Below are 22690 nucleotides of genomic sequence, written 5' to 3' on the forward strand. Positions count from 1 at the left end.
GTGTTCACAGCTTGAAGCCGTTCTCACGGTGCCAACTCAGGCACTGGGGATGTGGCCGCTCGAAGACCCTGCCAGGCAAGATCGCCTTCCCGGTCTTGTTGAGGAGAGCTTGAATGCTGTCAGGATCATTCGCCTGACGCGATATCTGAACCGCCCCGGCTTTGCCGGAGACCCCAACTCGTGAGAAGTTGGGTCTACGACAAGCAAAACGACGAACAAATTTCCCCCTGAAGTCCGCGCCCGCGCCGTTCGAATGGTGGCGGAACACGAGGCCAAGCATCCTGCCGCTGGGCTGCGGTTTCTTCGATTGCCGCCAAGATCGGTTGCTCGGCGCATACGCTCCACGAATGGGTGAAGAAGGCCGAGGTCGATAGCGGCAAGCGGGCAGGTCTGCCAAGCGATGTGGCAGAGAAGATGAAGGCTCTGGAACGGGAGAACCGCGAACTTCGTCAGGCGAATGAGATTCTACGCAAAGCTTCGGCGTATTTTGCCCAGGCGGAGCTCGACCGCCCGCGCAAGCGATGATTTCCTTCATCGACGAACACCGCTCGGTGGTCTGGGTCGAGCCGTTTCTCACAGGCTGCTGCCGATTGCCCCGTCCACCTATTATGAAGTCGTCGCCAAGCGCACGGACGTCGCTCGGCTCGCACCGTCGCAAGGCTCATGAGAATGATGGGTCTTCAAGGCATCATTCGTGGCAAGCCGAACGGCTCATGCGGGCTTTGTGCTCGATGCCCGAGAGCAGGCGCTTCACGACCGACGGTCCGTCAACCGTGGCGGGCTGGTTCAGTATTCCGACCGCGGCTCGCAATATGTGTCCATTCGCTATTCCGAACGACTGGCAGAGGCGGGCATCGAGCCGTCTGTCGGAAGCGTTGGCGACAGTTACGACAATGCTCTCACTGAGCCGATCAATGGTCCTTACAAGGCCGAGGTCATCCATCGGCGAGGACCATGGCGCAACTTCGAGGCCGTTGAGTTCGCCACGCTCGAATGGGTCATTGGTTCAACAACCGCCGCCTTCTGAAGCCCATCGGAAACATGCCGCCAGCCGAAGCCGAGCAACGCTACTACACCAAGCTGGACGCGCCAGCCATGGCCGCAGAACTTAAACCAAACGGTCTCCGGTAATGCCGGGGCGGTTCACTTTGATCTCATGGCTCACTACAGCATCTGAGCGGTGTACGCATAATTTTCGGACTAAATCGATTCCAGCTATTGCATTTCCTAATCAGGTTGCTTGGGCACGGCACTCGGCCGTGCCGAAACAAGCCGGGGCATCAGTCAGCGCTGAGTGCCAGCATAACCATATGGCTATCGACATACTGCACCATGCTGGCAATCTTCCCATCCCGCAGGTGATAGAGATGGGCAAAACTGGCTGTCATCGACTTGCCCGTTGCTTTGTACGTGCCGTGATAGACACCGAAGGCGGCGACGCGGTCGCCGTCTTCCATGAAGGTGTGAACATCGGCGCGGTAGCCGTTCCACTCGGTGCCAAGACGTTGAAATACGCCGGCGACGATCGCATCTGGACCGACATATGTGCCGGCATAGGGGAAGCCTTCGGCCTCCGTCCACGTGGCATCGGGCGCAAGAGCCGCAAGCAGGTTGCGGCCATTGTCTTCGGAAGACCCCTCATAGGTCGCGCGGATGAGTTCAAGATTGGCACCCATGTCCTCAGCCCCACTTCATTTCGCCGGTTGCCACCTTGGAGCCGATGTCCAGTGCCACGCCCATGCCCAGACCCGGGAAACGCGCTTCCATGGCAGCCTTCAAGTCGGCGGAACCCTTGGCCTTGGCCAGTTCTTCCTCGAAAGCCTTCAGATAGGCAATCGTGTGCTCGACACCCGAAATGTCGGTCGCAGCAGCGGGCGCCATATGCCCTGCAACAACAACGGATGGCTTGAGGGCTGCAAGCTTTTCGAGATTGGCAATCCAGGCTGCGCGCAATGCGGCACTGTTGGTGTCTGCTGTCCAGACATGCACACCGTTGAAGATCATCACGCCGCCAAACACAGCGTTCAGAGAAGGAACGAAAAGGAAGCGCCGGTTGGGCAGGTTTTCGGCCGGAACTATCTTGATGATTTCACCGTCAACCGTCAGCGTCTTCTCGTCAAAGGCGGTGGGGATGACGACGTCGGCCAATACCTGCGGGCCGTTTTCCTTCAGCTGCGGGCCCCAGACGGCAAGCTTTTTGTCGACGCTTGCCTTGATCGCCTCGACTGTTTCGCTTGCGGCAATGACTTTCGCATCCGGGAAGGCAGCCTTGATCGGCGCCAGGCCGAAGTAATAGTCCGGATCGGACTGGCTGACATAAATCGTGGTCAGCGTCTTGCCCGTTACCTTGATCGCTTCGGCCACGGCCTTGCCGTCAGAAAGGGTGAAGCCCCCGTCGATCAGAACGGCTTCGGTGGCACCCGAAATCAGGACCGGTGCGCGGAAGAAGCCGTTCTGACCAGCGGGAAAATGCGTCCACGTGAGGCCGGCCGCAGCCTGTCCAAGACCAGCGGGGGCAAAGACGGCCGTGGCGCTGGCGGCAATGGTGGTCTTCATGATGGCTCTTCTGGTAAACATGATCAGTCCTTTTGCTGTGGTTTGTCTTGGAAGTCTGGAAGGAACAGAGCCGTGGTTCAAAGCCCCGCAGCGCCGGCATTGGCGATTGCACCATCATCGGCGGGCATTGCCCCGCTGACCCCGATTGCACCGATAACCTTGCCGTCCAGCACAAGCGGAACACCGCCTTCAATGGGAAAAGCGCCGGGTACCGCCAGCAGATTGAGCTGGTTGTTTTGAAGGATCAGATCACCGATAAGCTTGGACGGTGTTTTGATGCCGTTGGCGGCCTTGGCTTTGCCGAGAGCGGCATCAATCGTGCCGATCCCAGCCTGGTCGGCACGCTCGAGGTAGACAAGATTGCTGCCGGAATCGACAATCGCAATGGTCATGTCGAAGCCGCCCTTCTGCATCGCTGCAACGGCCGCTGCGGCAACCTGTCGGGCCTGTTGCAGGCTGATTGGCGCACCGTAGGGCGGTATATTCTGGGCAAAAACTGGCGTCGCCAGGACCGCGGCAACAGCGGCAACGAACAGTGACTTGCGGATCATAGGGATCGGCATTTGACGTTACCCTTGGTTCGCGAGATGTGCAGAGGCGGCGCCGGAACCGATCAGCCTGGAGAAAAGCGCACTGTTGCCGAACAGGTCCTGTGTCTTCAAAAGCGTCTTACTGCCACCCTCATCGACGATAACACCCGGCACACCCCGGACTGCAAACTCTCGCATCAGAGCCTGTGCCGCGAGCAAGCGATCCTCGTGAAAGGCAAGGAGCTGGCCAGTCGGCGACGAGAGCTGCGATGCCGCGGCCTCAAGCCCCAACCCTTCAAGCACTGCAACGAGCACCGGCACGGCTGTCACATCGAGACCGGAGACATATCGGGCCTCCTGGATCGCCCTCAGGGCATCGAGTTCCCGATCCGGCGCTGTCCGTGCCACAGCCGACAGTGCAAGCGTGGCCGGACCTGAATCCAGCCTGCCGCCCTTGGACAGCACGTTGGTGCGGTAGGCCTCGGTAAAACGCTGACCGGTCAGGGCGGCGATCCGCTCATCATTCGACCAGGCGTAAGCGGCAAAGGATGCGTCCATCGGTCGTGCGCCGGCGCCGGAAAACAGCCCTGTCGGCTGAGCTACAACCGTCACACCGGGGGCCGCTGCAAGCTGCGCCATGAGGGTTGATGCACCGTAACACCAGCCGCAAAGCGGATCGAAGAGATAGATGATCTGTGTTGTGTCGGTCATGTCTGGCTCCTTGGTGCACCATAGATGTCATGTGGGCATTGGCATGAGAAGATCGATGAAACAGACAGAATGTATGCTAAAACATGACAATCAAATCGGAGATCCATATGCAGGACGCCACCAATCTCAATCGCCTTGCCTATTTTGTTGCGGTGGTCGATGCGGGGTCTTTCACCAAGGCAGCGGCCGGTCTCGGCATTACGAAGGCCGTCGTCAGCCAGCAGGTTGCGAGGCTGGAACAGGAGGTCGGCGCCACGCTGCTCCTGCGCACCACCCGGCGATTGCAGACAACGGAAGCCGGCAGAATTTTCCACGCCCGCTGCGTCTCGATCCTGCGGGCGGCTGAAGAAGCCCTGGCAGAACTGGCGCAATCGAGGGCGGAGCCGAAGGGCACACTGCGAATGACCGCACCCCACGACTATGGAACCTCGGTCATCGTGCCAGTGGTCACCGCATTCACGCGCCGCTATCCCGAATGCCGGGTCGAACTCAACCTCAACGACACGATGGTGGATCTTCTTGCCGACAATCTCGACATCGCCATCCGGGTGGGTTGGCTCGAAGATTCCAGCCTGCAGGCGAGACGGATTGGCGGATTTCGACAACTTCTTGTCGGTTCGCCGGAGTTTGCCGACAAGATTGCGGCGCTGCGGCAACCGGCAGACTGCATGGGCCTGCCATTTGTCTCCAACTACGCCTTGCGGGAACCGCTTGAGTGGACGTTTACGCACCACGACGGAACCACCCAGACAATCCGCTTCGAGACCAGCATTGCGATCAACATGACACCAGCCGTGATGCGGGCTGTCATGGGCGGCGCTGGCCTTTCTGTCTTGCCCGATTTCCTGGCAGCTTCAGGCTTGTCCACCGGTGAACTAATCCCTGTCTTGACGGAATGGCATCTCCCGCAAGGCGGTGTCTACACGGTGTATCCAGCGGCCCGGTTTCGTCCGCCAAAGGTGACGGCATTCGTCGAAATGCTGGTCGAAAGCCTCAAAAGATGAGGCGCCATGAGTTGTCCGCCTCCATTCGCGGGCAGATGACATGAGGCATGGAGGCCGCTGTCGCCGCCTCCATCCTTCGGGTCAGGCTCAGATCTTGACGAAGTTATGCGCAGACAGCGACCCGAACGGCAGGGAGGCCAACGGACCACCGACATCGAGCGTACCAAGATCGACGGCAAAAAAGCCTGTTGCCTCGATGAGTTTACGCACCTCGGCTTTGGCATCGGCATCATCGCCGGAATAGAACAGAACACGCTGGCCGCCTGCCGTTGCAGGTTCCGGCAAAACATTGACGTCAAGATGATTGAAGGCCTTCACGACACGCGCGCCGGGCACATACTGACTGAAGACTTCGCTCGAGTGTTTTTCACCTAGATCGACGGCCTTGATGCCATAGGCAGCCAGAGGATTGGTGGGATCACTGGCATCCGGTGAATTCGGATCGATGAATTCGACCGGGTTGGTGCCATCGACAACGATGCGACCATTCCAGGCAGGCAAGCTGGACATGATCCTTTCGGCATCGACCCAACGGATGGCGGCAAAAACGATATCGGCGCTTGCTGCGTCTTCAACGGTCCCTGCCGTTATGGACGGGCCAAGCTCTTCCACAAGGGCGGCCAGAGAAGCCGGGCCACGGCTGTTGGAAATCGTGGCGGCGATGCCGGCCTTGGCGAAGATGCGGGCAAGGTTTGAGCCAAGCGCGCCAGAACCGATGATACCAATGCTCATAATGTACTCCAGGTTTGAAGAGGGGCTGGAAAGATGAGAACCGTCAGCGCCCCCGAGGCTGAACAGATCCGAACAATGACTGCAGGACTGCAGTTTATGTTATTGTGTCGTCGTTATAGTGACATTTATAGGTGAAAAATTACCACACCAGCGGTATGGAGAATTTCCCCAGTCTAGCGACTTCACCAGCGATGTCGGCCACCGTGGTTTTCGCCAGTTCGGTTTCCAAGGCAGTGCGGGCTCTAGTCAGAACCGGTTGCATTGCCTCCAGAATGTTGCCGCCCACCGCGCAGTTCTCGCAAGGTGGCGTGCGATGTGTGGAAAACAGTTCCGTATCCTCCACCGCCTCATAAACATCCAGCAGCCTGATCTTTTCCGCAGGCTTTGCCAGCAAAGCGCCGCCCCCTGCCCCAAGCTGCGACCGCGTCAACCCTGCATCATTTAACCGCGAGAGCAGCCCGCGGATGACGACAGCTCCGGTATTGGCGGAGTAGGCGAGATCCTCCGAGCGCATCGGCTTGCCGTCACCGACGGCCAGGCCCGTGAGGATATGAACGGCGACAACAAATCGAGTACTGGTTGGCATGGAGCTATCCGCTTGTGTGTAATCATCACTATTACATATTCCCAATCCTGTCAATCGTCGGTTCTCGAATTTTCTTCCGAGCAGTGTTTGAGACGATCAATCATCCAGCGGCCGGCGGGACCAGGGGGCGCATCAACCCGGTAGACAGCCGACATCGGCAGTTTCAATCCGCCGGCCGTATCCTCAATGGGCAATTCGATCAGCCGCCCTTCGGCAATGTCCTTTTCCACGGCATGGAGAGGCATTCCACCCCATCCAAGGCCACTGACGAGAAAGGCGTGTTTGGCAAACAGGTCGGCGAGCCGCCAGGTCGAGGGAGACATGACGCCAAATTCCCGACCTTGCGAAAGATCCGACCGATCTGTCAGGACCAGTTGCACATGGCGGGCAAGCTCCTCGCGGGGAATGAGGCCCTGATGCGCGGCAAGGGGATGCCGAGCAGCGGCCACCATGACAAATTCGACGCTGGTGATGCGTTCCGCCACCAGGCCCGGCGGCAATGTCGGCAGTGAACCCACGAGTCCGAAACTCGCACGCCCGTCGATGACTGGCTGCACCGCTCCACCCAATGCCTCAACGTAAAGCCGCAAGGGTGTGGCGGGAAATTCCTGGCGAAACTCGTGAGAGACGTCGGCGATCGTCGCAATGGGAAAGAATACGTCGATGACTGCGGCAAGCTCCGGCTCAATTCCACCCGCGATACCTTTGGCACGAGCCTTCATGCCATCAACGGAAGCAACGACCGCGCGGGCATCGGCAAGCAGGACTTCACCCTGCTTGGTCACCTTGGGGTAACGGGCTGAGCGATCGAAAAGAACGACGGACAGTTGCCCTTCCAGATTGGCGATTGTTTCGCTGACCGCAGACTGGGTCCTGCGAAGGCGCCGCGCAGCAGCGGAAAAGCTCCCCTCGTCTGCGGCGGCAACGAATGTACGCAATTGATCCAAAGATACACCGTCAAGCATACCCACCTCCCCTATCGCCATCACCGATGGATAACATCGATAAATACCGGCTGCCACGATTAACGCAAGCGTGGCACTTACACATTCACACGACACTGGCCTACCGCACAGCGCTGAAACAGCGCCCACAAAGCCGAGGAGAATACATGCCCAATCACATCACCGCCGTCGAGCTTCTCCGTCGAAGCCTCGATACGTTTCTTGCCAAGGATATGAAGGGCTGGTCAGAGCTATGTGATGACAATGTCGTCGCGGAGTTTCCATTTGCGCCTGAGGGGTCGCCCCGGCGTCTGGAAGGCAGAAAGGCTCTTTACGAATATTTGCGCAATTATCCTGACGTCATTGATGTTCGCTCGATCCCGAACCTGCGGATCTATGCAACGGATGACGCCAACGTCGCCATCGCGGAATGGAGCGCATCGGGCAAGGTTCTCGCCAACGGTAACGCCTACGAGATGAGTTACGCCACGTTCGTGACGTTCAAGGACGGGCTGATGATCAACTATCGCGAATACTGGAACCCACAGGCCTTCATGCAGGCAATGAGCGGCGCCCAGTTTTAAGCGAGCCTCATCCGACCCGGCGAACACGCACCTCAACCCAAGACGGTCGCCGCTTTGACAACCGAGAAAGCACACCATGACATCTGCAGCAAAAATCGCCCTTGTTACGGGTGGCAGCCGCGGCCTCGGCCGCAACACAGCACTGGCCCTGGCGCGCGCAGGCATAGATGTCGTGATTACCTACAACAGCCAGCAAGACAGCGCTCTGGAGGTCGTACTCGATATTGAAGCGCTCGGGGGAAGGGCGGCGGCAATTCAGCTGAATACTGCAGACATTCCTTCCTTTCCGCGTTTTGCCGAAACGCTTCAATCCAAACTGGATGCGATCTGGTCACGCGACCGGATCGACTTTCTCATCAACAATGCGGGGATTGGTGCACATGCGCCAATCGAGACGACCACCGAAGACACATTCGACCAGTTGATGGCCGTTCATCTGAAAGGCGTCTTTTTCCTCACCCAGACACTCCTGCCGGTGATTGCCGATGGTGGCCGCATCGTCAACGTCTCGACTGGCCTGACGCGCTTTTCGCTTCCCGGATATGCGGCCTACGCCATGATGAAGGGCGGCATAGAAGTGTTCACCCGCTATCTCGCCAAGGAACTCGGACCGCGGGGCATTGCGGTCAACACGGTAGCACCCGGCGCCATCGAAACGGATTTCGGCGGTGGTGTCGTGCGCGACAATGCAACCGTGAACAAGATGATTGCCGGCCAGACCGCACTGGGTCGCGTCGGTCTTCCCGATGATATCGGACCCGTCATCGCGTCGCTGCTCACAAGCGGTACCGGATGGATTAATGCCCAGCGCATCGAAGCCTCCGGCGGCATGTTCCTTTAATTTCAAATATTTGAGGATTTTGAAATGAACGCTCTAAAACCAAGTCACGAGGGCCGTGTGGCTATCGTGACAGGTGCTGCCCGTGGAATAGGACAGGCCATCGCGCTGAAGCTGGCAAGTCATGGCGCAAAACTCGTCCTGGTGGACATGGAAGAGGCGCATGACACCGCTCGGATGATCGATGGAGAGAGCCTGATCATCACGGGCGACGTTTCGAGCGCACCAGATTGGCAGCGCATTGACCAGACGATCCAGAGCCGTTTCGGCGGCACAGATATTGTGGTCAACAACGCAGGCATCGGTTCCGAGAAGATAATCGATGACCTCGACATTGATCTATGGAGGAAGACGCTTTCCATCAATCTGGAAGCCCATTTCCTCAGCGCCAAGCAATTTGTGCCCCAGATGCGCAGAGAAGGCTGGGGGCGTTTCGTCAATATCTCCTCCAACTCCATCGGCCTCGCGATCCCCGGCATGAGCCACTACATGGCCTCCAAGATGGGTGTGATCGGCTTCGTGCGGGGGCTGGCCAATGATGTTGCAAATTCCGGCATCACCGTGAATGCGGTGCTGCCGGCCATCACCAACACCCGCCTGACGCAGGACATGCCGGAAGAGATCAAACGGCAGACCTGGCAGGGACAGGCGATCAAGCGCTTCGCAGAACCGTCCGACATTGCCGGCGCCGTGGCCTTCCTGGCAAGCGAGGATGCATCATTCATCACCGGGCAAGCCATTCCCGTCGATGGCGGGCAATACAAGATATCCTAGCAAACGAGGGGCGCGCGTCTCTGGTTGCCGACTGTTCGGCAACGGGGCACTCGAAAACCATTGTAAAAAGCCATTACATTCCCAAGGATCAAGATATGTCAGACGTTACCAGCCGCTCGGACGCACACCGTAGCGACATCCTCTTTGAACCCGCGCAAATTGGGAAGCTCGCGGTGAAAAACCGTATCGTCATGGCTCCCATGACGCGGTCCTTTTCGCCGGAAGGTGTCCCCGGCCCGGATGTTGCGGCCTATTATCGCAAGCGCGCCGAAGGCGGCGTCGGATTGATCGTCACCGAAGGCACCTGGGTGCCGCACTGGAGCGCATCCGACGATCCCGCAGCACCGAATTTCTTCGGCGATAAAGCCCTTGCCGGCTGGAGCCATGTGGTTGACGAGGTGCATGCCGCAGGCAGCCTCATCATGCCGCAACTCTGGCATGTCGGGCAGCTCTTCAAGGAAGGAACCGGCGCTTCGCGTGGTCATCTCGTCGGGCCCTCCGGCCTGACGGGCGGCTTCGGCATCATGCCGACCGCTTCGGATGAGCCCGCAACACAGCAGGAAATCGACGAGGTGATCGAGGCTTACGCAAAAGCGGCGGCGTCGGCACAGGCGCTCGGCTTTGACGGCGTTGAACTGCACGCGGGCCACGGCTACCTGCTCGACCAGTTCTTCTGGGAGAAATCCAACCAGCGAACCGACCGATATGGCGGCGGACTGGTCGAGCGGACGCGGTTTGCGGTCGAAATCGTCGAGGAAATCAAGCGCCGGACCGGTCCGGACTTCCCCGTCGTGCTGCGCTTTTCGCAATGGAAGATGCATGATTTTTCCGCACAGCTGTTTTCCACGCCAACGGAAATGGCAGCCTTTCTCGCACCTCTCGTCGATGCGGGCGTCGATGCGTTTCATGCATCCCAGCGCCGCTTCTGGGAGGGCGAGTTTGATACGGATCTCAATCTCGCCGGCTGGGCGAAGAAGCTGACCGGAAAGCCTGCGATCACCGTCGGGTCAGTGACCCTGAAGCGCGACCTCATCGAAAGCTTTGCCGGACCCGGCAGCGATGCGGCGGACAATCTGCCGCTGCTGCGCGAGAAACTGTCACGCGGCGATTTTGATTTCGTCGCCATAGGGCGCGCGCTGATCGCCAATCCCGACTGGCCGGAGAAAGTGCGAAACGCCCAGCCGATCAACGATTATGCGGCCACGATGCTGGCGCAGCTCGACTGATCGTCAGCATGGTATCCATCGGCACAGCCAATGGATACCATCACAACATACCGGCTACCGGCGGCGTTAGTGCCATGAGATTGTCCCCTCCATGATCAAGACGCTTCAAAACCTGTTCGCCCGTCTGCGGCCTTCCACCGTCAGCGCCAACCCACTGGAACCATTCAAGATGACAACGATCCTTCACATCGATTCAAGCATCCTCGGCGGCTACTCGGTCAGCCGCAGCCTGACGGCAGAGATTGTCGCAAAGCAGCAGGCCCTGCATCCGGGCGCGCGCGTCATCCGCCGCGACCTGGTGGTCGATGCCGCCATGCACCTGTCGGACGCTCATATGGCTGTCTTCCAGGGCGGCGAAGTCGGCAATGCGGCGCTTGGCCAGGATCTGGCAACCGGTGGCGCTTATGTGGACGAGCTCTTTGCAGCCGATATCATCATCATCGGCGCGCCGATGTACAATTTCACCATCCCCACGCAGCTGAAGGCCTGGGTTGACCGTGTCTGCGTTGCTGGTCGCACCTTCAAATATGGCGCAAACGGCCCGGAAGGCCTGGTCACGGGCAAAAAGGTCTTCGTCGCCTCAGCACGGGGTGGCGTCTACACCGGCGACAGCCCGGCAGCCGCCATGGAGCATCAGGAATCCTATCTGAAGGGCGTGTTGGCATTCATCGGCTTGACGGATGTGACAATCATTCGTGCGGAAGGCCTGGCGCTTGGCGAGGACGCAAAGACGGCTGCAATTGCAGGCGCAAAGGCCGAAATCCAGGCTCTCGCGGCCTGATCCATCCATGGGTGCGGTCCAGCCGCACCCTCTCCCGACCCGCCAACTCTCAAGGCTCTTTCCCCATGGCTAACGTCAATCTGCTGGCATCTGCCGGCCGTCTTCTGCTCGCCCTCATGTTCATCCTCAGCGGTCTCGGCAAGATCGCAGCACCAGAAGCCACGCAGGGCTTCATCGCCTCTGTCGGCCTTCCCTTCCCGCTTCTGTCCTATCTGGTTGCCGTCGTGGTTGAACTGGGCGGCGGCATCCTTCTGGTGCTCGGCTTCCAGACAAAGCTGGTCAGCCTTGCTCTTGCAGCCTTCACCTTTGCAACAGCCGTGGTCTTCCACCGTGATTTCGCCGATCAGAACCAGATGATCCACTTCATGAAGAACATTTCGATCATCGGCGGTCTGCTGCAGGTGACTGCCTTCGGCGCCGGATCCTTCAGTCTTGACGCACGCCGCCTGCGCGCGGCGTAAGTCGAGAAGTGGTTCCGTCGTCCACCGCCTTACCCCCGGCGGAACCACTCATCACCCCTCACGATCTGAACGGACGACACATGGAAATCGGCATCGACAGCTTTGCAGCCACCATCCCCAACCCCGCCACGGGGCTGACCGTACCGGCAAGCGACCGGATGGAAGCACTTCTTGCAGAAGTCGAAACAGCGGATCGCGTAGGCCTCGATGTCTTCGGCATCGGCGAGCATCACCGCAAGGAGTTTCTCGATTCAGCACCCGCCATCATCCTGGCAGCCGCTGCAGCACGCACCAGGCAAATTCGCCTGGCAAGTGCCGTCACCGTCTTAAGTGCTGCCGATCCCGTGCGGGTCTTCCAGGATTTCGCAACGATAGACCTCATTTCGAAGGGGCGCGCGGAAATCGTCGTCGGGCGCGGCTCGTTTGGCGAAGCCTACCCGCTCTATGGCTTTGCCATGAACGATTATGATGCGCTGTTTGTCGAAAAACTCGATCTTCTCATGACGCTTCGCGACGAGACCAATGTGACCTGGAAAGGCCGCTTCCGGCCTGCCCTGTCCGGGCAAGGCGTCTATCCGCGCCCGCACCAGGAAAAAATGCCGATCTGGCTGGGCGTCGGCGGAACGCCGCAATCTTTCGCCCGCGCCGGTGCACTTGGCCTACCCCTGATGGTTGCCATCATCGGTGGGTCCTTTGACCGCTTTCGTCCGCTTGTCGATCTGTACCGCGAGGCAGGCCAGCGCGCTGGTCATGCACCGGAAACATTGAAGGTCGGGGTTCATGCAATGGGCTTTGTTGGCGATACCGACCAGAGTGCTGCCGATGGCTTCTTTCCGGGCTGGGCCTATATGTTTACCGAAATCGGTCGCGAGCGCGGCTGGTCAAAGGCCACCCGCGCGCAGTTTGACGCGATGCGCAGCCCTCATGGCGCTTTTCTGATCGGCAGTCCCAAGACGGTTCGTGAAAAGATCTTGGCAGCCGACAAGGCCTTGGGCGGGATTTCGCGCCTGACCTTCCAGATGAGTTCGGCCATGCTGGAAACAGAAGCAATGCAGCGCTCGATCGAACTTCTGGGCACGGACGTTGCGCCCGCCATCCGGGCGGAGCTTGGCGGAAACCTGTCCCATGGGTGAACTGATCGGCGGCATCTGGCAGAAAAGCGGCATGGAGAGCGTGTTGGCCAATGGCGAACTGCGCCGACCGCCCTCAGTGTTCCGCGACTGGATCACGGCGTCTGATGACACGCCATTCAAAGCCGAGCCAGGCCGCTATCATCTCTATGTGTCGCTGGCCTGCCCCTGGGCGCACCGCACGCTCATCATGCGCAACCTCAAGGGATTGACGGGACTGATCGATGTCTCGGTAGTGCATTGGCTGATGGGCGAAGACGGCTGGACCTTTGATGCGGCTCCTGGCGTCATTCCAGATGCCCTGAACGGCGCGACATTCCTGCACGAGATCTACGCGCTTTCCGACACATCCTGCACCTCGCGCGTCACGGTTCCGGTGCTGTGGGACAAGCTCCATCAGCGCATCGTCTCCAACGAATCCTCAGATATCCTGCGCATGTTCAACACCGCATTTGATGGATGCGGTGCAGCCTCGGGCGACTATTACCCGGCAGAGCATCGCAACGAGATCGACAATGTGAATGACCGCATCTATGCGACACTGAACAATGGCGTCTATCGCGCAGGCTTTGCAACAACACAGACGGCCTACGAGATGGCTGTGGGCGAGGTCTTTGCAACATTGGACTGGCTCGATCAACGGCTGAGGCAGCAACGCTACCTCGTCGGAGGGATGCTGACAGAAGCGGACATCCGCCTGTTCACGACACTCGTGCGCTTCGATCCGGTCTATCATGGACACTTCAAGTGCAACAAAAGGGCGCTTGTCGACTACCCGGCACTCTGGGCCTATACGCGCGATCTCTTCAACCACGCCGCCATACGCCCGACGGTGGATTTTGAGCACATCAAGCACCACTACTATGCAAGCCACCCTTGGCTCAACCCAAGCGGCATTGTCCCACTTGGCCCTGATTGTGATTTTGACTTTCCCTCAGGCCGGGAAGCACTCCTCTGAAGTGGGCGTATATGGAAGGTGACCAGCCATATGTTCGCCCTGACATGACACACGAACAAGGGAATCCGGCATGACGAGCATTGCAATTATTGGGACCGGGAAGATTGGCTCAGCGCTCGCAACGCGCTTCCATGCCGCCGGCATGACAGCCGTGGTCGCCAACAGCCGCGGCCCGGCTTCACTGGTCGAATTCACCGCGCGTTTCGCAGGCAGCATTCGTGCAGTTGACGTCGAAGAGGCCCTGCAGTCCGATATCGTGATCCTGGCCATGCATTTCGATTCCGTGGCCTCAGCCGTCGAAAGAAGCAGCAAGTGGGGCGGGCGCATTGTCGTCGACGCGACGAATGCCATCAACTTTCCTGACTTCACGCCACGTGACCTGAAGGGAAAACTGTCGACTGAGGTGATCTCCGAACTGGTTCCGGGCGCCCGGGTCGTCAAGGCATTCAATACGCTCGTCGCACCAATACTGGCAGCAGATCCCAAGACGGCGGCTGGCAGGCGGGTGCTGTTCCTGTCCGGAGATCACGCAGATGCAAACCGAGAGATCGCAAATCTGATCGATCGCCTCGGGTTCTTTCCGATCGATCTTGGCTCCCTGAGGGCCGGCGCACCGATGCAGCAGTTCTCCGGCCCGCTCGCCAAAATGAACCTGCTCAAGGATTGAAGCTACGCAAGCCAGCTTGCAAAGACAGATAAAAGCCGGGTGGAAATTCTTCACCCGGCTTTCTCTTATCACATCATGCCAGCAGCAATTTTTTCCGCCAACATCATGGTCGGAAAGCCGGTGGCAACCGATGGAACATCAGGCCAGATCGAGGCGTCCACAACGCGAAGCCCCGCAATCTCCCTCACGCGGCCCTCGCTATCGACCACTGCCTGTGGGTCTTTCGGGCCGCCCATCGGCACGGTAGAGGTAGGATGCTGATATGTGGTAACGGCCCCTGCCAGAGCGGCCTTGATCGACGCGCGATCGCCGACATTGGCGCCAGGCATCAATTCGGAACCGATCATCCCGGCAAAAGGCGCATGACCGGCGATAGACCTGATCATTTCCACAGCATCGACGAGACGCTCCTGATCCGTATCTTCCTTCAAAAAGCCAAGATCGATGATCGGTGCAACGGTCGGATCAATACTTGCGATCTTCAGCGAGCCGACAGATCTTGGGCGAACAAGAGCCGCAGCCAGAAGGAACATTGCGCCTGTCGGGGACTGGCTTCCGTCAGGGATCGGCATGGTGGTAATGTTGATGTCGGCTTCTCCGCCAGTCGCATGCGGCGACTTCTCCCAGAGCATTGCACCGATCGGCGGAAACGCCAAGCCCACGGCTTCCTTGCGGATTGACCAGACTGTGGGCATGATCGGGTGGTCCTGCAATCGTGTCCCGACCGGAAGTTCTGCGACAACCTGAATACCGAGTGGACGGAGTACATAGGATGGGCCAATTCCCGAACGCATCAAAATTGCAGGGCTTACATAGGTACCAGCCGAGAGAACGATTTCTCCGGCAGCTATTTCCTCGCCGGTTGCCAACCGAACACGTGTTGCACGACCATTCTCGATCACAACCCGATCGACAAGCGTCTTGTCGAGGATTACCAGGTTTGCCCTCGCCCGCACCTCCGCGCTCAGCAGGGTCATCCCCGTATTGAGACGCATGCCCATCCGGGTGTTCATGATATAAGGTCCGACGCCAAGCGGCGAGGACGAGTTGAACCCGGACGTTTTGCTGTAACCGGCGGCGACGGCCGAAGCGACAAAGGCGCCCTGCTGATCAGACAATTCCTCATCGCCCAACTGGTGGATTGGAAATGGACCTTCGCGGCCGCTTCCAGCCTGTCCCGACGTGCGCTCGAGCGAGCCATAATAGGACTGCGCCTGATCCCAGCTGAAATCGGAAAGATCATGGGACCGCGCCCAACGATCATGGTCGGACTTGGGTGCCCGCATGGCTACCGCGCCATTGATGGTAGACGTACCCCCCAGCACCTTCCCCCGCGCCAAGGGGATTGAGCGGCCAATGGACCCTGGTTGGCTTACGAAACCCCAATCATGCTCAGCGTCACCGCCGAGCATATCCTGCCGCCGGACGACGTCAGGATAGGCATCCGGTGCGTAAGCAATGCCTGCTTCGATGAGCAGGACACGACGGGTCGGATCGGCGCTTAACCGATTGGCCATGACCGCACCGGCTGATCCGCCGCCAACAATAATGATGTCGAACGGATGTAAACCGACACTCGGATGTGTGGTTGTGGTATTCAGATTTCTGCCAGTCATATCGGTCTCCTGCCGGTCAGAGCACCTCGGCCGCCCGCTTCAGCGAAGGCCACAAGTAACGCTTGCCGACAGGTTTTAGAGAACATATGGATATCAGTGCAGCCGGTATATTCCGATCTATAACATCGGATACACCGATGGACATCAAACCACTTTGGAAGACGTCAGGGTTGGCCGAAACCGGCGCTCTCCATCGTCGAAGGGCTTACCATGTATGCTATGGCTACACCGTGCGCCCTTCTCCTTGGATAGCATCCGGTTTGGGCCAACAGAACTGATCCAATCAGGTCGAAACACGCTAAGCAGCACATCCCCGTCCTGCCAGGAACAAGTGAAACAACTCCCGAACCATAGGCTCCCCAGCCTCTCATAGATAAATCTCCATGCAGCAGAAGAGGACGCGTTTCACGCCAGAAACACCATTCCTGATCTTCTGCGGACTCCGAAAAATGGAAACTCACATGCAAGTTCTTGGATACGGGATCGGCGAGATCAAAGCAGAAGCTGCCATGACATCCGATATCATCATGCGCGAAGACGTGCCGTTCAATGTTCTGAACGACTACGTCGAGATCGAGCGACGCACGATGGACGTGCGCCCCGGCATGAACCGCAAATATACACCCTTCATGTATAGCCCGGTGACGGGTGGCGCCCTTTGCGGCGGCCGCTATGTGTTCGACACGTGGGAGCGCGTTCAGACCTATTTCAAGTGGACCCAGGAAGAACTGGAGTTTGAGCCCGGCATCAAGTTCTGGGACCGCGAAATCTTCGGCAAGGTCGATAAGCATATCTGGAAGGTCGCCGGCGCCCATGATTTCACGCCGGTGGAAACCCATGGCATCAACCGTTTTGAGCGCTGGAGCTACACAGCGGAACCGAGCGAGGCGCACCGTATCCTGAAGGATCTGTGGCCAGCCCTCCGGGAAAAGGCGCGCGAAGCAAATCTTGGTACGGCTTGGCTCTTGGACCAGCCCGACGAAAAACAGATCGCGATCTTCGTTACTGGACGAGATGCGCAGCACGATCGGGATACAGACAAGCTGGCCGCTTCGGTCGATCGCCTGGCGACAATGCGCTCTCTCGGCGAGCTTCTCCCGGCTGAACTGCGTGTCCAGAAACTGTTCGATCGTACAAGCCCGATCTTCTCGACATGGCTCCCGCTGTCGCGTCAGCTTGGCGGCGCACCGGTCGCAAACCCCAGCTCACCGGCGTGGCCGCTCCCAGCAGTCGCACCGCAGGTGATCTGAGAAGCCATCGCCCACAACCACGGGCGAAGCCAAATCTCTGAGCAGGAAGCACCGAGCGTCGCACGGACGCGCGGTGCTTCAGCGGGATACAGGGCGCCCTGCAACCTCGGACGTCAGGAAGTCGATCAGGACCCGCAACCTCGCGGGCTGGACAACACTGTCTGGATAGATGATGTAAAATGGGCGCGTTGCACCACCATAGGCGGGCAGCAGCTCAACCAGACGACCCGATGCGAGATCTTCAGCCACCGCAAAACGATACATCTGGTAGATCCCGGCCCCGGCTCTCGCCAAGGCCAGCCCACCCAGATAATCTTCTTCACAAATGATAGACCCGGTTGTCATCACCTCGCGTACGACGCCCTGATCCCGGACGCTCCAACCGGATATGCGCCCGCTCCGAGGCAACCGGAACTGGATGCATTGATGCATAGCGAGATCGCCCAGGCTTGTCAGGCTTGGCGCTTGCATCAGGTAATCCGGTGATGCAACGATCACAAGTTCAGCGTCCTCGAGCTTGCGCGCAATCATGCCCGAATCCGCGAGTTCATGCCCGCGGATCGCCAGATCGAAGCGCTCCCCGGTCAGATCAACCGAGTGGTTGCTAATATGAAGATTGACGGCAATGTCTGGATAGCGGCGGGCGAAGGCAGGAAGCTTGGGCGAAAGCCGCCAATGGGCATAGGGCGTTGGTAGACTGAGCCTCAACCTGCCTGAAGGGATCGCCTGCTCATCAGCTGCCTGTCGCTCCGCGTCTTCAATCAGGGACAGAGCCGTTCTGCATTGTGCCATGTAGCGTTCACCGGCATCCGTGAGACGAACCTGCCGCGTACTTCGCACGAATAGGGAAACGCCGAGCCGCTCTTCCGAACGTTTTATGGCCTTGCTGACCGCTGCCGGCGAAAGTCCGGCCGCATTGCCTGCCAAAGTAAAACTGCCGAGCGCCGCAGCAGACAACAGCAACTTCAAATGCCCGACAGTGACGTCGTCGAGAGATTCGCTCAAAATGTCCACCTATCTCGGGGCAACAAAGCTGAATTCCTTGTGGCAATATCGTCGCAACGAATCAACAACATAAGACGTAGTATGTCCGGCTATCCGCTGAAAGATGTTGGGCTGAGATTTGACGGTTCCCGAGTGATGCTCTAGCTCTGACCAAGCGCTTGTTGCGCCGGACGGTGAGGCAGCATGAGACGCTGGACGACAGCAGGAACGCTTCATACGGATCCATTCTCATCGTGGCGCGAGAGCCTCGCCGCGGCGTTCGTTCAACTCGTTCCGCAGCGAGTGGATAGCTCTCTTTTTTCGGAAATATCGTACAGGCTCGAAGTGGCGTGATCAGCATCTCGAGGGTCGAAGCCTCGCCACATCGTGTAAGCCTCCACGACGAGCATCTGACGCAAGGTTCGCACGATCCGGTGTTCGTCAATCTACAACTTACTGGGCGGGGCCTGACACGCCAGCATGACAGGGAAATTGCAACATTGCCCGGCGATATAGCCGTCGCCGATAGCGGTAAATCGAGGTGTCCATCTGCCCCAAGCTCGGCAAAGCGGCCGCGCTGATTATGCCCTGGTGTGATACCCACGCTACGACCCAGCATCTGGCTGAAATCTCCCGACACGTGGCCAATGACGCTCATGCCATCCGCATCATGGACCAGGCGGGATGGCACATGTCGAACAACCATGTCGTGCCTGCCTACATCTCGATCTTGCCACTGCCGCCGAAGAAGAACATGCCGAAGATCGGCGGCTTCCGATCTTTCAATACTGCGCGCCGAACGATTTCTGGTTTCGAGGTTATGCTCCGGCTGAAGAAGGGATTCGGCTTCACTGGCGATTGGACCGTCAACGATCAGAACGACTTGCTCGCGCGCCTCTTCGGACTTCAAAAGGTCAACAAAGCGTGAAGCGCACTCCATTCAAGGGCAAATTGCAGGCCGAACCCGATTTTGCGACAAGCCCCCTTCTTCCCTATCTTGCCTTATCGAGCGCGGCCATTGCCTGATCGAGGCCCTTCCATGAGAGCAGGATCTCGGCTGTCTGGCCGGAGGCATCGATGAAGCGCAGCTGTCCGCCAGTGCCTGAACGCAGGATGGCGAGAAACGCCGGATCGGGCTTGGCGGTCGCCGCGCAACTATTAGCCAGGCAACGCTGCCATGACAAATCAAGGCCACCCTTCTCCTCTGATCCGCTTTTGCCATTGCCCGACAGATGGATGGCGCCAGGCAGGGAGATGCTGACCGGAACCAGGGCGGTCAGCATCAAATCCTTCTCGCCCGGCAGACGTCCGATGGCGACCTGCGCAATCGGCTGGCTCTGGCCCTGCACCTGCACGGTCTGCACGACTTCGCAGGTCTTCGCATCAGCCGGACCTGCCTTGCCCGCATCCGCAGCGCCTGGTGCAGGCGATGCCAACTGTACGCAACGCAGGATCCAGTTGCCATAGCTTGCCGTGGTCAACGTCGGCTCGGAGGGGATTGTGGTCTTTGCTGGATCGACTTTGTTCTGCGCTGCAGCTGGCAAAGCGATCAGGCTGATGCCGAGCGTGAGGATGATGGAGAGTTGGAAAGTGGCTGTGTTGCGCATGGAATGAGGAATCCGAACTGAATGATGGGAGGGATGAGGACAGATCAAACGTCGTGGCCATAACCTGCCGGGTGTTTCATGCCGCCGTGATTGCCAACCGCGATCAGAACCGCGAGGTGAAGCGGAGATTGAAACGGTTTGCGCTGTCGATGTCGGAGGCCTGCCCATGGGCATATTCGAGCGACAGCATGGCCGAGAGCGGGCTTGCTCTTTCCGACAGGCCGAAACGGATACCGGCCCCGAAGGCGGTTGCCCGCGTGATGCTGCGCTCTAGCGAGGTCGGCTGCTCGAGCTTGGCAAGGCCTGCTGCCGCAAACACGTATGGGTCTACGGCACTACCAAGCGCCGGTGCAAGTGTGACGGTGACGGGAAAGGCCGCCTCGGCGCGGATCGCAGCTCCGGCATCCCCTTCAAGCTGGCCACTGTTGAAGGCCGACAGCCAGCCAAAGCCGCCGAGCGCGAACTGTTCCGAAGAGGCCAATGCATCCCCGAACGAGATCTGGGCCTTTCCGGCCAGCGAAAGGCGCATCCGGTCAGCGGCCAGCGACTGGCTGTAGCTGACGGACCCTTCGAGCTTGTGGAAATCCGGCTCTGCCCCGTCGCGCGACAGCGGCAGTTCCGTCGTGGCGTTGCGGGCACCGAGCGCATCAAGCCCGAACGAGGCCGTCAGGCTGCCGCTGACCTGTCCACCCCAAGACGTGATCACGTCCCCGCTCTGCGTCAGGCGCAGCACCCGAAGCTGGTCTTCCGTAAAGGCCGAGCGCTCGCCATCCAGATCGAGCTTCTGCTTTTCCTGCATCACATCGAAGGACAGCACAAAGCTCGCATTGATGTCGCGGGCGCGGATAAAGCTGTAGCCAAGCTTGGTAGAGAAGCGCTGGTAGTGATCGACCGTCGTATAGGCAAGATCCGAGGTCGGGTGCGTCTGGCTGTCCACGCCCTCCATGTTCAGCCAGGCACCATCGGTCCCGAGCGGAACCGTAAAGCCCGCAATCACTTGGCGGTTGCGCGGATCGTCGCTGAAGATAGTGTCGTTGACGCCCGGATAGCCTGACAGGCGCAGGTAGCCGACCTCGCCAAGACCGAGCAGGCTGTTGAAATCAGCACCGAGATTAACCGTATAGGTGCCGAGGTTCCTGGCGAGGCTATTGTCCGTGCTCACTGTGGTGGTCACCGCATCATAGCGGCCATCGACCACGATCACGGTCGTGCCGGGCTTCGTTCCTGCCTTCAGTGTCGACTTCAGCATGACACCGGGTGTATCGCCCGCCAGAAGCAGGCGCCGCTCAAGCTCGGCCTTCCTGACGCCCGGTTGTCCGACAAGCGGCGCAAGTACGCTTTCCACCCGCGCTCTGACGGCCGGCGGAAGAGCAGATGCGTCGATCGCCTCGACCTGCCCGTCGGTCACCACCAGCCGCAGCGCCTTGCCGTCCTTGATCGTCTGGGCCGGCAGCGTCACGCGCACAAGGAGATAGCCAGCCTTGGCATAGGCCTCCTCCAGTCGGCGGGCAGCAGCAAACAGGTCAGCCCCGGTCACCCGCCTGTACTTCAGCGAGGCTTCGACCGCGGCAGTCTCGGTTCCAAGCTCCGGCAGGCCACCTTCGACCACCAGACCTGATGGCGTCACGCGCAGCTTCTCCGCGCCCCTAGGCACCTCCGCTCCGGTGGAGGCCGGCAGGCTCAGCCCCCCCACAACCGCACGCGCCACAGGTGGCGCATAGCTCTCCTGCGTTACCTGACTTGCTGTCTGGGCTAGGGCTGAAACAGGAAGCAAAAGGCAAATACTAAGACCAAGCGCAGACAGCGCATTGCTGACATTCAAGAAATTCAAAAATGTGCTCATCATCTTATTCAGTTTTGACCAGCGCTACAGACGACGACGAAACTTGAACTCAATTGAGTCTGGCCCGTTGGACCAGCGGAACAAACCTCGGCGGTCATGATGGGTTTGCCATTGGTTAAGTTAGCCGCTGGGTTTTCGTAGACGACAGCCTGCGGCGTTAACGGGGGCGGAGTGAGGTTTGGCTCCAAGACCGCGTTGCTGGTCGTGCCGACAATCGGTGGACCGGCCACGACTATGCCCGGTGAGGTCACTGTCAGAGTACCGGGCTGGTAGCTGATAGTGTAATTGCCAGAGGTGAGGCCAGACGCCGTGATGGTATAGCTGCCTGCATTCGCCGCACCCTGCGAGGTGCCACCATAGATGATGATTCCGCCGAGGCTAGCCGCGCTGTCGCTGCCCACGAAACCGCTATAGCTGACGCCATTGCCGCCGGAATAGACCACATTGTCATAGACCTTGCTGGCATTGTTAGCCGTCACCGTCAGCGAGGCCTTGTTCACGGTCAGCCCGTTGGAAAGCATCTGATAGGTGATGGCGTAGTTCGAGGCCGAACCGCTGGAGAACACCGCGTTGGAGGCCGTGATGTCATAGGTGCCGGCGCCAGCACTGGCCGCCGTGCCGGCACTGGTCAGCGATACCGAGCCGATCGTGTCACCGCTGATCAACGAGCCAGCGACGGAATAGCTGTTCAGCGCAAGCGTCTGGCCATAGGTCTTGCTGGCCGTGCCAGGCGTAATCGTCAAGGTGACAAGCACAGGGGAAATGGTCAGCGTTCCCGGTGCGTAGGTGATGTCATAATTGCCGGAGGTCAGGCCCGATGCGATGATGCTATAGGACCCCGCCGCAGATGCACCCTGCGACGTGCCGCCATAGGCCAGCGTGCCACCGAGAGCGGAGGCCGTCTCGCC

23 protein-coding genes, 4 pseudogenes and 1 other annotated feature are annotated in these 22690 nt (G+C 59.2%); of the genes and pseudogenes, 14 read left to right on the plus strand and 13 right to left on the minus strand.

Going from position 1 to position 22690, the window contains the following annotated elements; genetic code table 11:
- Positions 1 to 4: 4 nt before the first annotated feature.
- Positions 5 to 151: pseudogene (locus E8M77_RS24180) on the minus strand (restriction endonuclease); the annotation flags it as partial.
- Between the two features lie 102 nt (positions 152 to 253).
- Here E8M77_RS24180 and E8M77_RS24185 point away from each other — a divergent pair.
- Positions 254 to 569: pseudogene (locus E8M77_RS24185) on the plus strand (transposase); the annotation flags it as partial.
- Positions 480 to 598 (plus strand) — a sequence feature (AL1L pseudoknot). (Overlaps the previous pseudogene by 90 nt.)
- A 123-nt stretch (positions 599 to 721) precedes the next feature.
- Positions 722 to 1131 (plus strand): annotated as a pseudogene (locus tag E8M77_RS24190) (integrase core domain-containing protein); the annotation flags it as partial.
- Between the two features lie 149 nt (positions 1132 to 1280).
- Here E8M77_RS24190 and E8M77_RS12050 read toward each other — a convergent pair.
- Genes E8M77_RS12050 through E8M77_RS12065 form a run of 4 tightly spaced genes read right to left on the minus strand, consistent with a single transcriptional unit; the run spans position 1281 to position 3797 of the window.
- Positions 1281 to 1676 carry a nuclear transport factor 2 family protein gene (locus E8M77_RS12050; protein WP_137130877.1) on the minus strand — a complete coding sequence of 132 codons (396 nt, stop codon included), beginning with the start codon at positions 1674 to 1676 and terminating at the stop codon, positions 1281 to 1283.
- A gap of 4 nt (positions 1677 to 1680) precedes the next feature.
- Complete coding sequence (locus E8M77_RS12055; protein ID WP_170975831.1) at positions 1681 to 2577, minus strand: MBL fold metallo-hydrolase; 897 nt, start codon at positions 2575 to 2577, stop codon at positions 1681 to 1683.
- 56 nt (positions 2578 to 2633) lie between these two features.
- Positions 2634 to 3119, minus strand: a complete 486-nt coding sequence (locus E8M77_RS12060; protein ID WP_246659232.1) for a heme-binding protein — start codon at positions 3117 to 3119, stop codon at positions 2634 to 2636.
- Between the two features lie 6 nt (positions 3120 to 3125).
- A complete protein-coding gene (locus E8M77_RS12065; RefSeq protein WP_137130878.1) occupies positions 3126 to 3797 on the minus strand; it encodes a DsbA family protein in 672 nt (223 codons plus the stop codon).
- Between the two features lie 107 nt (positions 3798 to 3904).
- Between E8M77_RS12065 and E8M77_RS12070 the strand changes: the two genes are divergently transcribed.
- Positions 3905 to 4801 carry a LysR family transcriptional regulator gene (locus tag E8M77_RS12070; RefSeq protein WP_137131099.1) on the plus strand — a complete coding sequence of 299 codons (897 nt, stop codon included), beginning with the start codon at positions 3905 to 3907 and terminating at the stop codon, positions 4799 to 4801.
- Positions 4802 to 4888: 87 nt separating this feature from the next.
- Here the strand turns inward: E8M77_RS12070 and E8M77_RS12075 are convergent, their stop codons facing one another.
- The 3 genes from E8M77_RS12075 to E8M77_RS12085 all read right to left on the minus strand — a co-directional run bounded on the left by E8M77_RS12075 (position 4889) and on the right by E8M77_RS12085 (position 7084).
- Positions 4889 to 5533 carry an NADPH-dependent F420 reductase gene (locus E8M77_RS12075; RefSeq protein WP_137130879.1) on the minus strand — a complete coding sequence of 215 codons (645 nt, stop codon included), beginning with the start codon at positions 5531 to 5533 and terminating at the stop codon, positions 4889 to 4891.
- Positions 5534 to 5672: 139 nt separating this feature from the next.
- The gene (locus tag E8M77_RS12080; RefSeq protein WP_137130880.1) at positions 5673 to 6119 is read right to left on the minus strand and encodes an Rrf2 family transcriptional regulator; all 447 of its coding nucleotides are present in this window, start codon (positions 6117 to 6119) and stop codon (positions 5673 to 5675) included.
- Between the two features lie 50 nt (positions 6120 to 6169).
- Positions 6170 to 7084, minus strand: a complete 915-nt coding sequence (locus tag E8M77_RS12085; protein ID WP_137130881.1) for a LysR family transcriptional regulator — start codon at positions 7082 to 7084, stop codon at positions 6170 to 6172.
- A 146-nt stretch (positions 7085 to 7230) separates the two neighbouring features.
- Between E8M77_RS12085 and E8M77_RS12090 the strand changes: the two genes are divergently transcribed.
- The 9 genes from E8M77_RS12090 to E8M77_RS12130 all read left to right on the plus strand — a co-directional run bounded on the left by E8M77_RS12090 (position 7231) and on the right by E8M77_RS12130 (position 14482).
- On the plus strand, positions 7231 to 7647 hold the full coding sequence (locus E8M77_RS12090) for a nuclear transport factor 2 family protein (RefSeq protein WP_137130882.1): 417 nt from the start codon (positions 7231 to 7233) through the stop codon (positions 7645 to 7647).
- A gap of 76 nt (positions 7648 to 7723) precedes the next feature.
- Positions 7724 to 8488: an SDR family oxidoreductase gene (locus tag E8M77_RS12095; protein ID WP_137130883.1), complete on the plus strand. Its 765-nt coding sequence runs from the start codon at positions 7724 to 7726 to the stop codon at positions 8486 to 8488.
- 24 nt (positions 8489 to 8512) lie between these two features.
- Positions 8513 to 9259: a glucose 1-dehydrogenase gene (locus E8M77_RS12100; protein ID WP_137130884.1), complete on the plus strand. Its 747-nt coding sequence runs from the start codon at positions 8513 to 8515 to the stop codon at positions 9257 to 9259.
- Between the two features lie 95 nt (positions 9260 to 9354).
- Entirely contained in the window at positions 9355 to 10485 is a 1131-nt protein-coding gene (locus E8M77_RS12105; RefSeq protein ID WP_137130885.1) for an NADH:flavin oxidoreductase, read from the plus strand.
- Between the two features lie 169 nt (positions 10486 to 10654).
- Positions 10655 to 11266, plus strand: a complete 612-nt coding sequence (locus E8M77_RS12110; RefSeq protein WP_246659233.1) for an FMN-dependent NADH-azoreductase — start codon at positions 10655 to 10657, stop codon at positions 11264 to 11266.
- 65 nt (positions 11267 to 11331) lie between these two features.
- Positions 11332 to 11727, plus strand: a complete 396-nt coding sequence (locus E8M77_RS12115; RefSeq protein WP_137130887.1) for a DoxX family protein — start codon at positions 11332 to 11334, stop codon at positions 11725 to 11727.
- An 80-nt stretch (positions 11728 to 11807) separates the two neighbouring features.
- Positions 11808 to 12860 carry an LLM class flavin-dependent oxidoreductase gene (locus tag E8M77_RS12120; RefSeq protein WP_137130888.1) on the plus strand — a complete coding sequence of 351 codons (1053 nt, stop codon included), beginning with the start codon at positions 11808 to 11810 and terminating at the stop codon, positions 12858 to 12860.
- Entirely contained in the window at positions 12853 to 13815 is a 963-nt protein-coding gene (locus E8M77_RS12125; RefSeq protein WP_137130889.1) for a glutathione S-transferase family protein, read from the plus strand. The genes E8M77_RS12120 and E8M77_RS12125 overlap by 8 nt, the downstream gene beginning before the upstream one ends.
- Before the next feature lie 70 nt (positions 13816 to 13885).
- Positions 13886 to 14482, plus strand: coding sequence for an NADPH-dependent F420 reductase (locus E8M77_RS12130; RefSeq protein ID WP_137130890.1), 597 nt, complete (start codon positions 13886 to 13888; stop codon positions 14480 to 14482).
- A gap of 68 nt (positions 14483 to 14550) precedes the next feature.
- Here the strand turns inward: E8M77_RS12130 and E8M77_RS12135 are convergent, their stop codons facing one another.
- Positions 14551 to 16098 carry a GMC family oxidoreductase N-terminal domain-containing protein gene (locus tag E8M77_RS12135; protein WP_137130891.1) on the minus strand — a complete coding sequence of 516 codons (1548 nt, stop codon included), beginning with the start codon at positions 16096 to 16098 and terminating at the stop codon, positions 14551 to 14553.
- A 461-nt stretch (positions 16099 to 16559) separates the two neighbouring features.
- Here E8M77_RS12135 and E8M77_RS12140 point away from each other — a divergent pair, with 461 nt between their 5' ends.
- Positions 16560 to 17348, plus strand: coding sequence for a hypothetical protein (locus E8M77_RS12140; RefSeq protein ID WP_137130892.1), 789 nt, complete (start codon positions 16560 to 16562; stop codon positions 17346 to 17348).
- 78 nt (positions 17349 to 17426) lie between these two features.
- Here the strand turns inward: E8M77_RS12140 and E8M77_RS12145 are convergent, their stop codons facing one another.
- Entirely contained in the window at positions 17427 to 18353 is a 927-nt protein-coding gene (locus tag E8M77_RS12145) for a LysR family transcriptional regulator (RefSeq protein WP_137130893.1), read from the minus strand.
- Positions 18354 to 19077: 724 nt separating this feature from the next.
- On the opposite strand from E8M77_RS12145, the pseudogene E8M77_RS12155 reads away from it, so the two are divergent.
- Positions 19078 to 19260, plus strand: a pseudogene (locus tag E8M77_RS12155) (IS6 family transposase); the annotation flags it as partial.
- 64 nt (positions 19261 to 19324) lie between these two features.
- Here E8M77_RS12155 and E8M77_RS12160 read toward each other — a convergent pair.
- From E8M77_RS12160 to E8M77_RS12170, 3 genes are all read right to left on the minus strand, one after another.
- The gene (locus tag E8M77_RS12160; protein WP_170975833.1) at positions 19325 to 19939 is read right to left on the minus strand and encodes an invasion associated locus B family protein; all 615 of its coding nucleotides are present in this window, start codon (positions 19937 to 19939) and stop codon (positions 19325 to 19327) included.
- A 103-nt stretch (positions 19940 to 20042) separates the two neighbouring features.
- The gene (locus E8M77_RS12165; protein ID WP_205910479.1) at positions 20043 to 21566 is read right to left on the minus strand and encodes a ShlB/FhaC/HecB family hemolysin secretion/activation protein; all 1524 of its coding nucleotides are present in this window, start codon (positions 21564 to 21566) and stop codon (positions 20043 to 20045) included.
- Positions 21567 to 21790: 224 nt separating this feature from the next.
- Positions 21791 to 22690: MBG domain-containing protein (locus E8M77_RS12170; RefSeq protein WP_281408188.1), on the minus strand; the 900-nt coding region annotated here is incomplete at its 5' end.

The sequence above is a fragment of the Rhizobium sp. FY34 genome, from assembly GCF_005222845.1.
Taxonomy (GTDB): domain Bacteria; phylum Pseudomonadota; class Alphaproteobacteria; order Rhizobiales; family Rhizobiaceae; genus Neorhizobium.

What these genes read in the sequence shown, in the direction of transcription:
- E8M77_RS12125 (WP_137130889.1), top strand. Translation starts at nt 12,853, where the DNA reads ATGGGTGAACTGATCGGCGGCATCTGGCAGAAAAGCGGCATGGAGAGC.
- E8M77_RS12050 (WP_137130877.1), bottom strand. Translation starts at nt 1,676, where the DNA reads ATGGGTGCCAATCTTGAACTCATCCGCGCGACCTATGAGGGGTCTTCC.
- E8M77_RS12055 (WP_170975831.1), bottom strand. Translation starts at nt 2,577, where the DNA reads ATGTTTACCAGAAGAGCCATCATGAAGACCACCATTGCCGCCAGCGCC.
- E8M77_RS12105 (WP_137130885.1), top strand. Translation starts at nt 9,355, where the DNA reads ATGTCAGACGTTACCAGCCGCTCGGACGCACACCGTAGCGACATCCTC.
- E8M77_RS12130 (WP_137130890.1), top strand. Translation starts at nt 13,886, where the DNA reads ATGACGAGCATTGCAATTATTGGGACCGGGAAGATTGGCTCAGCGCTC.
- E8M77_RS12115 (WP_137130887.1), top strand. Translation starts at nt 11,332, where the DNA reads ATGGCTAACGTCAATCTGCTGGCATCTGCCGGCCGTCTTCTGCTCGCC.
- E8M77_RS12085 (WP_137130881.1), bottom strand. Translation starts at nt 7,084, where the DNA reads ATGCTTGACGGTGTATCTTTGGATCAATTGCGTACATTCGTTGCCGCC.
- E8M77_RS12120 (WP_137130888.1), top strand. Translation starts at nt 11,808, where the DNA reads ATGGAAATCGGCATCGACAGCTTTGCAGCCACCATCCCCAACCCCGCC.
- E8M77_RS12060 (WP_246659232.1), bottom strand. Translation starts at nt 3,119, where the DNA reads ATGCCGATCCCTATGATCCGCAAGTCACTGTTCGTTGCCGCTGTTGCC.
- E8M77_RS12100 (WP_137130884.1), top strand. Translation starts at nt 8,513, where the DNA reads ATGAACGCTCTAAAACCAAGTCACGAGGGCCGTGTGGCTATCGTGACA.
- E8M77_RS12090 (WP_137130882.1), top strand. Translation starts at nt 7,231, where the DNA reads ATGCCCAATCACATCACCGCCGTCGAGCTTCTCCGTCGAAGCCTCGAT.
- E8M77_RS12075 (WP_137130879.1), bottom strand. Translation starts at nt 5,533, where the DNA reads ATGAGCATTGGTATCATCGGTTCTGGCGCGCTTGGCTCAAACCTTGCC.
- E8M77_RS12160 (WP_170975833.1), bottom strand. Translation starts at nt 19,939, where the DNA reads ATGCGCAACACAGCCACTTTCCAACTCTCCATCATCCTCACGCTCGGC.
- E8M77_RS12080 (WP_137130880.1), bottom strand. Translation starts at nt 6,119, where the DNA reads ATGCCAACCAGTACTCGATTTGTTGTCGCCGTTCATATCCTCACGGGC.
- E8M77_RS12070 (WP_137131099.1), top strand. Translation starts at nt 3,905, where the DNA reads ATGCAGGACGCCACCAATCTCAATCGCCTTGCCTATTTTGTTGCGGTG.
- E8M77_RS12140 (WP_137130892.1), top strand. Translation starts at nt 16,560, where the DNA reads ATGCAAGTTCTTGGATACGGGATCGGCGAGATCAAAGCAGAAGCTGCC.
- E8M77_RS12135 (WP_137130891.1), bottom strand. Translation starts at nt 16,098, where the DNA reads ATGACTGGCAGAAATCTGAATACCACAACCACACATCCGAGTGTCGGT.
- E8M77_RS12065 (WP_137130878.1), bottom strand. Translation starts at nt 3,797, where the DNA reads ATGACCGACACAACACAGATCATCTATCTCTTCGATCCGCTTTGCGGC.
- E8M77_RS12095 (WP_137130883.1), top strand. Translation starts at nt 7,724, where the DNA reads ATGACATCTGCAGCAAAAATCGCCCTTGTTACGGGTGGCAGCCGCGGC.
- E8M77_RS12110 (WP_246659233.1), top strand. Translation starts at nt 10,655, where the DNA reads ATGACAACGATCCTTCACATCGATTCAAGCATCCTCGGCGGCTACTCG.